This is a genomic window from uncultured Dysgonomonas sp. (genome assembly GCF_900079725.1).
In the GTDB taxonomy this organism is placed as follows: Bacteria; Bacteroidota; Bacteroidia; order Bacteroidales; family Dysgonomonadaceae; genus Dysgonomonas.
This window is the reverse complement of sequence record NZ_LT599032.1, coordinates 717,401-730,104: the sequence shown is the minus strand read 5'-3', so window position 1 is coordinate 730,104 and position 12,704 is coordinate 717,401. Positions and strand designations below refer to the sequence as shown.

Sequence of the window (12,704 nt, the reverse complement as noted above, 5' to 3'; positions counted from 1 at the left end):
TCTTAATCATCTTTACAACATTCACAACCCTCATGCTTATCCAATACCCGATGCGGAAAATCGCCATGACCGACAATTTCGATAGGGCAGGAGGAGTATGATTCTTCGAGCCATTCGGTCGTGATATTGGTACCTGAATGATAGTGGAGTCCTTCGTTTACACAGGCTATATTTTTAACCAGCGATATTACTGTACCTACATCATGGGAGACAAGAATAATGGCGGTGTCTTTATTTATATCTTCGAGTATTTTATAAAAATCAGTCTCGAATCGTTTGTCCACATATGAATTAGGTTCGTCGAGCACCAGCAGGTCTGGTCCGTCTATAATAGCACGCCCAAGCAAAGTGCGTTGGAGCTGGCCTCCGGATAATGCGCCTATAGGCCTGTCGATAAGTTTATCCAGTCCCATCTGATGCGCTATAACACCGACCTTCTCTTTTTGTTCTCTGGTATAAGGTGAAAATACGCTGTGTTTGATTGTCAGCCCCGACAGTATAACATCATGGACGGATATGGGGAATTTTTTATCTATCTGGTTTATTTGCGGCAGATAACCGATGTTTATCTTATCCGTTTTCACGTCATTCCTGAAAAAAGATATACTGCCGTCCGTCGGTTTTACAAGCCCGAGGATCGTTTTCAATAATGTGGTCTTTCCTCCGCCATTGGGACCGATAATACCGAGAAAATCATCCTGGAAAACATCCAGATTCACGTTTTTCAGTACATAAGGATTATCATCGTATCCTACCGAAAGATCTCTTATTTCAAGTATTTTGCTCATTCGTTTTCCTGTGCCAAAGCCTTGGCTATTTTTATCATTTCCTCACTCCAGTTATATGATAACGGGTTTATGGGGATAGTTTTCCCGTTTATTGCTTCTGCTATAGTTTCTGCATTTTTTGTATCGAACTCCTGCTGTATGAAAACAGCTTTTATACCTTCAGATTTTGCTTTATCTATAAGCTCCTTTAACTGTGACGGCGACGGGTTTTTTCCTTCATGTTCGATTGAATATTGGGTCAATCCGTATTCATCGGCAAAATAACTGAGTGCAGGATGATATATTATAAATGCCTTGCTCGGAGCCTTTTCCAGATACGATTTGATGATACTATCGGTACTGTTTATCTCAGCTACCAGTTTATCATAATTGGCAGTATAGTCTGCTTCATTATTGGCATCTAATTCCAGTACAGCCTTATACATGTTTTCGACTATAATCTTAGCCGATCTTACCGAGCTCCATGTGTGCGGGTCACCTGCAGCATGGGCGTGTGTATGATTGTGGTCATGATTATCGTCTTCGCAATGTATATGAGCATCGCCTATAAGTTCAATACCTTGCGAGCAATTTACAACTTTAAGTTCAGGATTACTTTGGGACACTTTATCTATCAATGTGTTCTCTATCCCCAGATAACCGATTTTGAAGTAGGCTACGCTCTTATCCAAAGCCATCATCTGCGATGGGGTGAAATCGGCACTTTCGGGATTGGAGCCCGATGGTACAATACAATTTACCTCGTAGTGATTTCCTACGATTTTACTTAGAAAATATTTTTGAGGCTCTATAGTAACTGATAGAGTGCGGGCTTTATCTGTTCTGGATGGTTTGCAGCTGCAAAGCGACAGGATTCCTAACAATATAGCCGTAACTGCTAATTTATAACTCATAATTTTTAATTTATAACTTGCGTCAGACTTATTCTCCTTTTGTTAGATCGTAAATCTTACGAATACGGTTCAGTTCTTTTTCAAAATCTATTTCCAGATCGTGGAGTATGCCGTCGTTCAGGTCGTAAACCCAGCCGGCTACACGGGGATAACCTTTTGCCAGGTATGATTTCTGTACTTCTGCTGTCTTTATTATATTGAGACACTGTTCATATACATTTATTTCTACCAGGCGGTTATACCTGGCTTGCGGATCGGAAATAGTATCCAGCTCTTTCTCGTGCAGGCGGTACACATCGCGTATATTACGCAGCCATGGATTCAGTATTCCTAAATCTTTCGGTTCCATTGCGGCTTTTATCCCTCCGCAATTGTAATGTCCGCATACAATGATATATTTCACATTGAGGTATTCCACGGCATAATTAATGACCGACAATACGTTGAGGTCATTATTGACCACCATATTAGCGATATTACGGTGTACGAATACTTCTCCGGGTTGCAGGCCCATTATCTCATTGGCATGCACGCGGCTGTCGGAGCATCCTATGTAAAGATAGTCAGGGTTTTGCTGATCTGCCAGATGCGTGAAAAAGTCCGGGTTTTCCTCATTTATTTTCTCTACCCATTTCTTATTCGCTTCGAATATACCTTTATATGATTTTTGTATTTCCATTATGTTTTATAAGTCTTTTACTTGTTTCAGAATGTCGAGCACTTGTTCGATCAATGAATGTGCTCCATCATTAACAATTACAAAATCAGAAAGTTTAGCTTTTTCTTCATCAGGCATCTGATTGTGTATGCGTTCCAATACTTTTTCGCGGGTAGTATGATCCCGTTTCATCGTACGTTCCAGCCTTATTTCGAGGGGAGTGTATACCATCACTATCTTGTCCATAAGTTTATTGAAACCCGACTCGAAAAGAATTGCGGCTTCGTGTGCTATCACCCGACTGTGTGCATGGTTAACCACCCATTCTTTAAAATCTTTTTCTACTTCGGGATGTATTATTGCGTTTACCTGTTCCAATTTGGCTTTATCATTGAATATATGGGAAGCCAGTAATGCTTTATTCAGCACACCACCCTCAAATAATTCTTCACCATAGATATTAATCAATTTTTCTTTTATAACAGGTGAAGTTGCCACAAGCCTTTTACTTTCTGTATCGGCTATATAAACAGGTACATTGCAAAGGGAGAATATCTCCGAAACGGTAGATTTACCACTACCTATTCCTCCTGTTATACCTAATTTGATCATTCTATGAGGGATTATTATTCGTGTAAAAGAATGTATTGATATATTGCATGTAGAGGCAAATAAAAAAATCTGCTGCCTTTATTTTTGTTCCAGTACAAATTCCACTTCGGACGGAACAGGTCCTTTGGTCTGTATATAATCCGGACTTTCAGTTATTCGTACCGGGATCGAAGCCTCTTTCAGGTCTTTGAGATCATTATAGTCTATAATTACCTGAAAGTCGTGAGACGAAATGTCATTGTATCTTTTTATACCTACAAAGAATGGTATCTTGATTGATGACGGGAAGAACTTGATTGTCAGATTTTCCGGCAGGTTAATGCATTCAATAGGAACTTCTACTTCCTTTGTACTGAACTTATCTACCGATACATTTAGTTCTACAGTGTTAGGCACAAACCGAATGCCTTTGGTTTGCTTCATTGCTACCAGCATTTTTTTATCCTCGGTTACTTCTCGAAGTGTATCGTTCACTGTGTGAGCGTAATGCAATGTATCTAGTGCGGCACGGCTGCCGTATACAAGCACCGAATCGGGTTCGATTGTCAGTTCCCCGTCGATCAGATAACCAGATGCCAGACTTATATAACCGTCGTATATAACGGGTAGTTTCTTTTGGTGCAATACAGCATAGGCATAAGATACACGGGTGGGAGAGTAGCTTATCAGTTCTGAAGAAGCGAAGAGTTTTCCCCGTACCAATTGTTCAAAGTTCCGGCCCTGTATCACTTTTTCCTGTGTTCCCTTTACTATATCCCTCACATCTACTACCAGAGAGTCGTTTCTATGGGTGAAATAGTATTTGAACATGGCTGCCCCGTCATCTTTAATACGTACATATATTTTCAATGGCAGCTCGTTTTCGAAAACGATGCTGTCGGGTACATTTACATATTTAACAGGTATAGTAAGGGTAGACTCAAATTTCTGGCGATAGACCTGCATCATCCAAAAAACTGAGGAAAGCAATACAAAAAACAAAAAAGTCAGTATCTTTTTCCATGATATATTTGTGAAAAACGATCTGACTTCTTGTATGATGATATTTCTAGTATCGCTCATATAGCTATACCTGACTTTTATGTTTCATTCAAAAGAATTATCTGTTGTTAGCCTGAGTATCAGCAGCTGAAACGTAAACAGAAGATTTTTCGATTGTGATTTTTATTCCGTCGGCAATTTCCAGCACAAATGTAGAATCGTTTACTTCTTTCACTTTTCCGTGGATACCTCCGGCAGTAACTACTTTGTCTCCTACTTTGATTGCATTACGAGCTTCCTGCAACGCTTTTTGTTTCTTTTGTTGCGGACGTATCATAAAGAAATACATGATGGCGAATAAGAGCACCATCATCACAATCATGCTACCGCTGCTGCCTAATCCCAGAAAACCTCCGCCGGCAGGTGCACCACCTTCGGCTGCTTGTAATAATACATTTAATAAAGTCATAGATTCTTTAATATTTGATTTATATTATTCTTGATTTTTCTCCTTTCCTAAAAACGCTTTACAAATATAAGCGATTATTTTGAATTAGAGTGAAGGTGAAAATATGATAAATATTATTATTTCTTAATTATCTTCTTTTCTTCCTTTAGTTCTTTTACAATTGCATCCAGAATACCGTTTATAAAAGAAGCACTTTTAGCTGTACTGTACGATTTTGCTATATCGATATATTCGTTCAGAGTTACGCTTATGGGGATGGATGGGAAACTTACTATTTCTCCTATTGCTATTTGCATTATTACCATGTCCATGAGGGCTATACGTTCCGATTCCCAATTCTTGGTATACTTATCTATCAGTTCCCGGTATTCTTTGCCATTCCAAAGGGATTCACGAAGCAATTTTACAGCAAACTCCCTGTCGGAATCATCTTTGAACATAGGAAGTAACTCCTGAGCGGCCCCTTTATTTTCCTCAAACCTTTTAATCGTTTTCAGGACAAAAGATTCGATGATTTCGATGTCGTCATTCCAGTAAAGGCTTTCATCCTCCAGTAAGGTGTATAATTCCTCGTCGGTACAGATGACATGCTTGAACGTTTTGCGCCAAAATTCACGGTCGTCATCATAACTATGCGAATCACCGTCCATATATTCTTTGTAGATATCTGAATTGAGGATGTTCTCAAGCATTTTACGAACGAAAGTATCGTGATCGTACCAAGAAAAAGGCCTGTCTTTAAGATATTTATTCAATTCGAGGTTTTCTCTCAATTGAAGAATAAATTTGTTATTTAATAATCTGGTGTTTGGCTTTATATCTTCTTCTGTGGGCAAAAGCTTCGACTTGCGGTTGTCGACTTTCTGGGCATAAGAGTCGGTAAGTTCAACCAAAAGTGAAAGTAGATAGAAGTATAAATCGTATGATTTTTGCAGACTGAAAAGAAGCTCGCTTTCAGCTTTTCTCATGTCTGTAGTTTCACCCTGACTGTACGAAAACAGTATTTGGACAACTCTGATACGGATAAGAACGCGGTTTATCATTTTTACATTAAAATGTTTCAGGCTGCAAAATTAAACAATTTTTTCAATATAGTGAATAGAGTTAGGGCAAACCACGAAATTTATTTTTTCGAAAGAGTTTATCTATATGGTAAGCTATTAGTTTTTAGCTGTTAGCTTATAGCTCTTTGACAGATTGATCGGCCCCTCAATCCCCCAAAGGGGACTTAAAAAGAGAATAAAAACAAAAAATTGAAAATGAGAATAGGAAAGAGGGAGAACAAAAAAAGTAATAGGAGAGAGGATGCAGAATGTGTAACCTTTGTTACCTTTTAACAAGTAATGAGTTGAAAGACCTGCATTTCTGTTAACTGCAAATAGTGTAACCTTTGTTGCTTTTTAACAATTACTCTGCCCTGTGTGTAGTTCGAGAAAAACATTGTTGACTGATGGCAGCTAACAGACAAACTAATTATTAATTGTTCATTTTTAATTATTAATTGATTTCTGTTACTTTTGTTACCTTTTAAACATATATTGTTAATGTATGTGAAGATGGACAGCGGAAAATAATGTTTATTCTTTAGTTTTGTATTTTGTTCATCTATCAATGATAGTATAAATAGATGACTTTTTAACCCTTACTATTTTCGTGGGAAACATTCTAAGGCTTATCTTTGTTTTATATTTTCTAAAATCATAATTCACAATATAGATGGAACATGTAAAAAAACCGGACTGGTTGAAAATAAAACTGGGAGGTAGCGACCATTTCTCCGAAACTTTAAATATAGTAGAATCACATGGATTACATACAATTTGCACCAGCGGACGCTGCCCGAACATGGGTGAATGCTGGGGGAGGGGAACTGCCACATTTATGATCGGCGGTGATATATGTACCCGCTCATGCAAGTTCTGTAATACAAAGACCGGGCGTCCATTGGCCTTGAATCCTTTCGAACCGGCAAATGTTGCCAAATCGATACAGTTGATGGGGCTTAAGCATGCTGTGATAACTTCGGTAGACAGGGACGACCTGCCGGATCAGGGGGCTCAGCATTGGGTAGATACCATCAATAAAGTACGTCAGGTGAATCCTTCCACTACTATTGAAGTATTGATTCCTGATTTTCAGGGGAAATTCGAATTTGTAGATATGGTATGCAAGGCTGCTCCGAATGTTATCTCGCATAATATGGAAACAGTAAGAAGCCTTACCCCGAAAGTACGAAGTGCGGCAAAATATGATGTTAGTTTGTCAGTATTGAAACGTATTGCAGATAATGGACTGAAAGCCAAATCGGGGATGATGGTCGGTTTGGGAGAAACTACCGACGAGATATTCCAGTTAATGGATGATCTCCGGGCATCGAACTGTTCGGTGTTGACAATCGGCCAGTATTTACAACCATCCCGTAAGCATCTGCCTGTGGTTTCATATATTCATCCGGATGAGTTTAAGCGTTTCAAGGAAGTTGCCTTAAGCAAGGGATTCGATTATGTGGAGAGCGGCCCATTGGTTCGATCTTCTTATCATGCCGAAAACTGCTTGTAATCATGGTCAACCAGATAGAATTCTCATTACAGCCCCGGAACAGAGGCTTTCATCTGGTAACGGAAGAAATAATGCAAAACCTGCCTGCTTTACCTCAGGCAGGTTTGCTGCATCTGTTCATAAAGCATACCTCTGCAGCTCTCACCATCAATGAGAATGCCGATCCCGATGTGCGGGAAGATATGGAATCTATTTTCAATCGTCTGATACGCGAACGTGAGCCTTATTATGTGCATACAATGGAGGGGGATGATGATATGCCTGCACATGCAAAGACGACTCTTGCAGGGGTTAGTCTTACTATACCGATTACAAAGAGCCGTCTTAATATGGGTATCTGGCAGGGAATCTATCTGTGCGAGTTTCGCAACCATGGAGGCCGCCGCCATATCGTGGCTACCGTCCTAATCTGATTACTTGCTGAAGTACAGATAATATTCGCCCGGATCCAGTGTTATTTCTTGTGTCGATTCATTTACAACCAAAGTCTTGCTGGTGAAATAGTCCTGCCATGTTCCTGTCTTGCCGAAATTTACGGTTGCAGTCACAGGTTCAACTGAGAAGTTCGCTATAGCACACACATAGCCCTCAGTCGATTTTAGCAGTATTTGTTTGAAGTTATCACCGAGCCCGATAGTATAATCAGTGGTAGAGAAAATAGAATTAGTCGTGCGCAACTTGTTCATCTTGGCATATACATCATACAAGGCTTTCCTGTTTGTATCTTCTAAATAGTCCCATTTGATAGGTTTCTTAGCTGTACGAAAGCGCCCGTCTTGATAGTCGCTTGTCCAATAACCATCCTCACGGGCATTGATAGAGTAGTCATATCCCAATTCGCCAAACTGCCAGATCATCTTCGGACCAGGGAGCGACATCAGGATAACAGCGGCAGCTTCTGTCCGTGCCAGTCCCACAGGTAGTTCCTGTACATTATAAGACGGGTTGTTTGTGTTTCCATACATGTTGTTTTTGAACATGATACGTTCCTCGTCGTGGCTTTCCATATAAGCTACAAGGTTTGGTTTTGTCCAGCCCCGTACCTTATATGAGGCCCAACTGATATCTCCTTTCAGTTTTTCATAGTCTCCCATCTCATGTCCCCAACCCATGGTTACTTCGTTGAAGTTGTAGTTGATGTTGCCCCATAGATAGATTCCATAATCGGACAATACCTTCTCTTCGCTATTATCGGCAAGATGTTCAAAGATAACGATCGCATCAGGATTACGCTTGCGGATTTCACTCACCATTCTTTTCAGTATGTCGATACGGGCCTGGTCAAACGCATTGCCATCTCCTTTGGTATTGGTAAACCCTTTTGTGAAGTCGAAGCGGAAACCATCTACCTTATACTCTTTCATCCAGTATGAGCATACACTGTCTACAAAAGCCTGAGTGTATTTGCTTTCATGGTTGAAATCATAGCCCCAGGAATAAACCGGGTTTGGAGATTCTTTATTGTACCATGGATTATCTCCTATATTATCATCATTCTCATTTTTATACATGATAACCATAGGGCTTTGGCTAAAACTGTGATTCAGTACCATATCCATAATTACGGCTATACCATTTGCATGGCATTCATCTATAAAGGCTTTATAATCGTTTGATGTTCCATATGCTTTATCGGTAGCGAAGTAGAAAGACGGATTGTATCCCCAACTGTCATTTCCTTCAAACTCATTGAACGGCATAAACTCTATGGCATTTACTCCCAGATTTTTTATATAATTGAGTTTCTCCTGCACACCTTTTATACTCCGTTTCTCTGTAAAATCCCGGATAAGAACTTCATAAACAACCATACTTTCTGGGTTTTGAAGGCTAAAATCCGATACCTTCCAGGAATATTTGGATGGAGAGGTATTCACTACCATAGACAGGCCGGTAGTTTTTGTAGTAGGAGTAATCAAGCCCGGATATATGTCATATTCCTTATTGATATACTTATCATTATTAGGGTCTGATATTTTAGATGCATATGGATCAGCAACCCTTATTTTATTATCGATAAGATATTGGCATATATACTCTTTACCTTTTTCCAAACCACCGATCTTTATCCAGAAACGGTCATCAACTTGATTCATTTTATATGCATCCGATACTTTCCAGTCATTGAAATCGCCGATTAGATATACTGATTGCTTTCCTGGTGCGAATAATACAAAGGCTAAGGAATCGTCGCTGATAACAGTTATTCCATCTCTTAAATCTTCGATAGATGAACTTGGGGTTGGAGGTTCCGGAACTTCCGGTATAATAGGGTCGTCATTGTTGTCGCTGCAAGCTGCGAATATTAATAAGAACAAGAATAAAAAATGAAGCTTTTTCATGATTAAAATTAGATTGAATTATCAATAGGTAGAACCGAATGTAAAACTAATTCAATTTATTTATGCAGGTTTTTGTTCAGCTGTTTAATCGATAAATTTAACCTGCAAACGGTTGCAGGTTAAATAATTGAAGAATCCGGATAGTGATGTCAAATAAGAATATAGCAATATGTCAAAAGAATAGCATGTTTTGAAACACTTTTTTATTCATATTATCAATTTAAACCTTTAATAAGGTTGAGAGTCTAAAAAATATAGAAAATGAAACCAAAAATAAAAAACTATATTAATCAGGAAAAAGCAAACTTACTACTTAGCCGACATTCTATTAACCGACTGTAAAATTTCATTTATTACAAATAATTAATACTTTATCATTATGAGAAGGTCACTATACTTTTTGTGCTTAATCAGCCTGACTCTTTTATTACAAAACTGTAAGAAAGAAGCGAATAGCGTGAATGAGAATAACAGTAATGATATAGCTGTTGTGGCTTCCAATAACAATAGCTCAGAACCCGAAAATAGCGTTACTGATAATCGAGTACAGGATGCCTTTGATAGGCCGGAAATTAATAAATCCGGTGATTCGTCAAACGGTTTCCTCCAATCTGATAGTATAAAGAATGAGGAAGCTTATAAAAGCAATTACACTGGTAATTATTATATATTAGCTACTGCACCGGATGCAGTAAAAACAGAAGGTGTGATAACCAATGAGTCATACAATCTAAGTAATGGTTATCAATCAGAAAGTTATATTCAGAATGAGTCTTATGGAGATTACTCTATTCCATATGACACATACTACTATGAAGAATACTATCCTGTATATATTGATGAGAATTATTACCATACAGATTACTATGACGACAACTATTATTATCCGTCATATCCGTCTTACCCTAATCAGAAGCCAAATAGGCCGAGGCCTCCGCATAAACCAAAACCGGGACATCCGTCAAAACCAAAGCCACCGGTAAGACCGGAACCTCCTATTACTAAGCCGGAACCGCCCGTCGGGCCACAGCCACCAACACAACCTCAACCGCCAGTTGAAGATATAAGAACATCGGAGCGCCCGAAGCCGGAATCTACAACTGAAATAAGAACATCTGACCGACCAGTCCCTGAATCGAGTCAAAAGCCAGATAATACAAATATAAACGGGTCGTCTCAAAGTATAACTTCAGATTTGCAAGAACAGGAACGCCGGAATGTTGAAAACCGTCGCCAGCGAGAACAACAGGAAAGACAGGAACAAGAACGTCGCGAAGCTGAAAATCGTCGTCAACAGGAACAACAAGAAAGACAAGAGCAAGAACGCCGCGAAGCTGAAAACCGTCGTCAACAGGAGCAACAGGAAAGACAAGAGCAAGAACGCCGCGAAGCTGAAAACCGTCGCCAGCGAGAACAACAGGAAAGACAGGAACAAGAACGTTGCGAAGCTGAAAATCGTCGTCAACAGGAACAGCAAGAAAGACAAGAGCAAGAACGTCGCGAAGCCGAAAATCGTCGTCAACAGGAACAACAGGAAAGACAGGAACAAGAACGTCGCGAAGCTGAAAATCGTCGTCAACAGGAACAACAAGAAAGACAAGAGCAAGAACGCCGCGAAGCTGAAAATCGTCGCCAGCGAGAACAGCAAGAGAGACAAGAACAAGAACGTCGCGAAGCCGAAAGCCGTCGTCAACAGGAACAGCAAGAACAGCGAGAAAGGCAAGAACGGGAAAGACAAAATACGGAAAGTAGCAGAAGGCGTTAAATCAGATATAACAAATTTGTCAAATTATAAAAAACGAACAGTCATGAAAAAAGTATTATTATCTTTATTTACAGCATTGATATTTATCGCATGTGAAGGTCCAATGGGACCGGAAGGACCACAAGGTGAACCTGGCTACGGGACAAACTGGTATGCAAAAACTATCGTTGTAACACAAAGTGATTGGAAACTGATGGGAGAACCAAATGAATTGAATTCCTATTATTATGCAGATAAGCCGTTGAAAGAGCTGACTAAATTCGTTTACGATGACGGTACAGTTATTGCTTATATTGAAACTGACACAGGAATTAAAAACGGTATGCCTTTGGTGTTACACAAAGCCGGAAAAGATGATTTAGGTGAATTCTTTTGGACACAAACCTTTGATTTTGATTTTCAGACAGGAAATATAAGGTTTTATCTTACATATTCAGACTTCAGTACCAAGATCAAACCAGGTACAGAAACATTCCATGTAGTACTGATGTGGTAAATATATGAACCTTCATAAAAACAAAATACAGGGCCTTTCAAATAGGCTCTGTATTTCTTATTTTGATATTCAAGCGACTTTTCTATTATATAGAAAGAATCTTCAATGTATTTAAAAGATCTTGTTGTAACGGCTTATTCTTCTTAATCGCTTTTGAAAAAGGCACATTTATAATCACGTCATTTTGTATGCCAATCATTACATTGCGCTGTCCGTCCAATAATGCATCAATTGCCGCTGCACCCATTCTGCTTGCCAGAATCCGGTCGTTGGCTGTAGGAGAACCCCCACGTTGGACATGTCCCAGAATAGTCACACGTACATCGTATTGCGGATATTCCGTTTTTACACGTTCTGCCATAGCCATTGCACCTCCGGTAATATCGCCTTCGGTTACAAGGACTAAACTACTGTTTTTGCTTTTGCGGAAACCGTTCGAGATCAGGTCTCCCAACTGGTCTTGTTGCAGCATCATTTCGGGGATAATCGCAGCTTCAGCCCCCGATGCAATAGCACCGTTCAAGGCAAGGAAACCGCATTCTCGTCCCATCACCTCTATAAAGAACAGGCGTTCGTGTGAACTTGCTGTGTCACGTATTTTATCTACCGCCTGCATAATGGTGTTCAGAGCCGTATCATATCCAATGGTAAGGTCAGTGCCTTGTAAGTCGTTATCGATTGTTCCGGGTAAGCCAACAATCGGATAGTTGAACTCCTGAGCAAATATACGCGCTCCGGTAAGAGAACCGTCTCCACCGATAACTACTAATGCATCAATACCTTCTCTTTGTAGTGCTTCAAAAGCGATCTTGCGACCTTCCGGCGTTTGGAATTCTTTACTACGGGCGGTTTTCAGAATTGTACCACCTTGTTGTATTATATTACTTACACTATTGGTTCTGAATGGTTCGATTTCGTCGAATATCAGTCCCTTATAACCACGCATAATACCTTTTACTTCCAGCCCGTTATAAATAGCAGCACGAGTGACAGCACGAATTGCTGCATTCATACCGGGAGCATCGCCTCCGGATGTCAAAATACCGATACACTTGATTGTAGACATAGTTTTACTAATATTTTATTCTCTTTTTAGCACATTAAAAAATCAGGTACAAAAGTAAGAATAAAATAGCTGATT

The 12,704-nt window shown here is 39.6% G+C and carries 13 protein-coding genes; 4 read left to right on the top strand and 9 right to left on the bottom strand.

All coding sequences use genetic code 11. The annotated features are described in order from the left end of the window. Window positions 1-2 precede the first annotated feature (2 nt). From QZL88_RS03180 to nusB, 7 genes are all read right to left on the bottom strand, one after another. Window positions 3-788 carry an ABC transporter ATP-binding protein gene (locus QZL88_RS03180; protein WP_296938579.1) on the bottom strand — a complete coding sequence of 262 codons (786 nt, stop codon included), beginning with the start codon at window positions 786-788 and terminating at the stop codon, window positions 3-5. Then, window positions 785-1,681: a zinc ABC transporter substrate-binding protein gene (locus QZL88_RS03175; protein WP_296938577.1), complete on the bottom strand. Its 897-nt coding sequence runs from the start codon at window positions 1,679-1,681 to the stop codon at window positions 785-787. Before QZL88_RS03175 ends, QZL88_RS03180 begins: the two co-directional genes overlap by 4 nt. Window positions 1,682-1,709: 28 nt before the next feature. Beyond that, window positions 1,710-2,360 carry a carbonic anhydrase gene (locus QZL88_RS03170; RefSeq protein ID WP_006799551.1) on the bottom strand — a complete coding sequence of 217 codons (651 nt, stop codon included), beginning with the start codon at window positions 2,358-2,360 and terminating at the stop codon, window positions 1,710-1,712. Between the two features lie 6 nt (window positions 2,361-2,366). Beyond that, window positions 2,367-2,951, bottom strand: a complete 585-nt coding sequence (gene coaE / locus QZL88_RS03165; protein ID WP_296938575.1) for a dephospho-CoA kinase — start codon at window positions 2,949-2,951, stop codon at window positions 2,367-2,369. A 78-nt stretch (window positions 2,952-3,029) separates the two neighbouring features. Continuing rightward, complete coding sequence (locus QZL88_RS03160; protein ID WP_296938573.1) at window positions 3,030-4,013, bottom strand: YbbR-like domain-containing protein; 984 nt, start codon at window positions 4,011-4,013, stop codon at window positions 3,030-3,032. A 37-nt stretch (window positions 4,014-4,050) separates the two neighbouring features. After that, window positions 4,051-4,401: a preprotein translocase subunit YajC gene (gene yajC / locus QZL88_RS03155; protein WP_006799548.1), complete on the bottom strand. Its 351-nt coding sequence runs from the start codon at window positions 4,399-4,401 to the stop codon at window positions 4,051-4,053. A gap of 116 nt (window positions 4,402-4,517) precedes the next feature. Then, window positions 4,518-5,444, bottom strand: coding sequence for a transcription antitermination factor NusB (gene nusB / locus QZL88_RS03150; protein WP_296938572.1), 927 nt, complete (start codon window positions 5,442-5,444; stop codon window positions 4,518-4,520). A gap of 673 nt (window positions 5,445-6,117) precedes the next feature. Between nusB and lipA the strand changes: the two genes are divergently transcribed. Both lipA and QZL88_RS03140 read left to right on the top strand, forming a co-directional pair. Continuing rightward, window positions 6,118-6,960 (top strand): lipoyl synthase, encoded by an 843-nt coding sequence (gene lipA, locus QZL88_RS03145; RefSeq protein ID WP_296938571.1) that lies wholly within the window; start codon window positions 6,118-6,120, stop codon window positions 6,958-6,960. Window positions 6,961-6,962: 2 nt separating this feature from the next. Continuing rightward, a complete protein-coding gene (locus tag QZL88_RS03140; RefSeq protein ID WP_296938570.1) occupies window positions 6,963-7,373 on the top strand; it encodes a secondary thiamine-phosphate synthase enzyme YjbQ in 411 nt (136 codons plus the stop codon). Here the strand turns inward: QZL88_RS03140 and QZL88_RS03135 are convergent, their stop codons facing one another. After that, entirely contained in the window at window positions 7,374-9,302 is a 1,929-nt protein-coding gene (locus tag QZL88_RS03135) for an alpha-amylase family glycosyl hydrolase (RefSeq protein WP_296938569.1), read from the bottom strand. A gap of 379 nt (window positions 9,303-9,681) precedes the next feature. On the opposite strand from QZL88_RS03135, the gene QZL88_RS03130 reads away from it, so the two are divergent. Continuing rightward, complete coding sequence (locus QZL88_RS03130; RefSeq protein ID WP_296938568.1) at window positions 9,682-11,067, top strand: hypothetical protein; 1,386 nt, start codon at window positions 9,682-9,684, stop codon at window positions 11,065-11,067. A 43-nt stretch (window positions 11,068-11,110) separates the two neighbouring features. Then, window positions 11,111-11,563 carry a hypothetical protein gene (locus QZL88_RS03125; RefSeq protein ID WP_296938567.1) on the top strand — a complete coding sequence of 151 codons (453 nt, stop codon included), beginning with the start codon at window positions 11,111-11,113 and terminating at the stop codon, window positions 11,561-11,563. Window positions 11,564-11,648: 85 nt separating this feature from the next. Here the strand turns inward: QZL88_RS03125 and pfkA are convergent, their stop codons facing one another. Further along, window positions 11,649-12,629, bottom strand: a complete 981-nt coding sequence (gene pfkA / locus QZL88_RS03120; RefSeq protein ID WP_296938566.1) for a 6-phosphofructokinase — start codon at window positions 12,627-12,629, stop codon at window positions 11,649-11,651. Window positions 12,630-12,704 lie beyond the last annotated feature (75 nt).

Bases quoted from the DNA above. Each gene is read 5' to 3' on its own strand.
- QZL88_RS03180 (WP_296938579.1), bottom strand. From the start codon at position 788: ATGAGCAAAATACTTGAAATAAGAGATCTTTCGGTAGGATACGATGAT.
- QZL88_RS03175 (WP_296938577.1), bottom strand. From the start codon at position 1,681: ATGAGTTATAAATTAGCAGTTACGGCTATATTGTTAGGAATCCTGTCG.
- QZL88_RS03170 (WP_006799551.1), bottom strand. From the start codon at position 2,360: ATGGAAATACAAAAATCATATAAAGGTATATTCGAAGCGAATAAGAAA.
- coaE (WP_296938575.1), bottom strand. From the start codon at position 2,951: ATGATCAAATTAGGTATAACAGGAGGAATAGGTAGTGGTAAATCTACC.
- QZL88_RS03160 (WP_296938573.1), bottom strand. From the start codon at position 4,013: ATGAGCGATACTAGAAATATCATCATACAAGAAGTCAGATCGTTTTTC.
- yajC (WP_006799548.1), bottom strand. From the start codon at position 4,401: ATGACTTTATTAAATGTATTATTACAAGCAGCCGAAGGTGGTGCACCT.
- nusB (WP_296938572.1), bottom strand. From the start codon at position 5,444: ATGATAAACCGCGTTCTTATCCGTATCAGAGTTGTCCAAATACTGTTT.
- lipA (WP_296938571.1), top strand. From the start codon at position 6,118: ATGGAACATGTAAAAAAACCGGACTGGTTGAAAATAAAACTGGGAGGT.
- QZL88_RS03140 (WP_296938570.1), top strand. From the start codon at position 6,963: ATGGTCAACCAGATAGAATTCTCATTACAGCCCCGGAACAGAGGCTTT.
- QZL88_RS03135 (WP_296938569.1), bottom strand. From the start codon at position 9,302: ATGAAAAAGCTTCATTTTTTATTCTTGTTCTTATTAATATTCGCAGCT.
- QZL88_RS03130 (WP_296938568.1), top strand. From the start codon at position 9,682: ATGAGAAGGTCACTATACTTTTTGTGCTTAATCAGCCTGACTCTTTTA.
- QZL88_RS03125 (WP_296938567.1), top strand. From the start codon at position 11,111: ATGAAAAAAGTATTATTATCTTTATTTACAGCATTGATATTTATCGCA.
- pfkA (WP_296938566.1), bottom strand. From the start codon at position 12,629: ATGTCTACAATCAAGTGTATCGGTATTTTGACATCCGGAGGCGATGCT.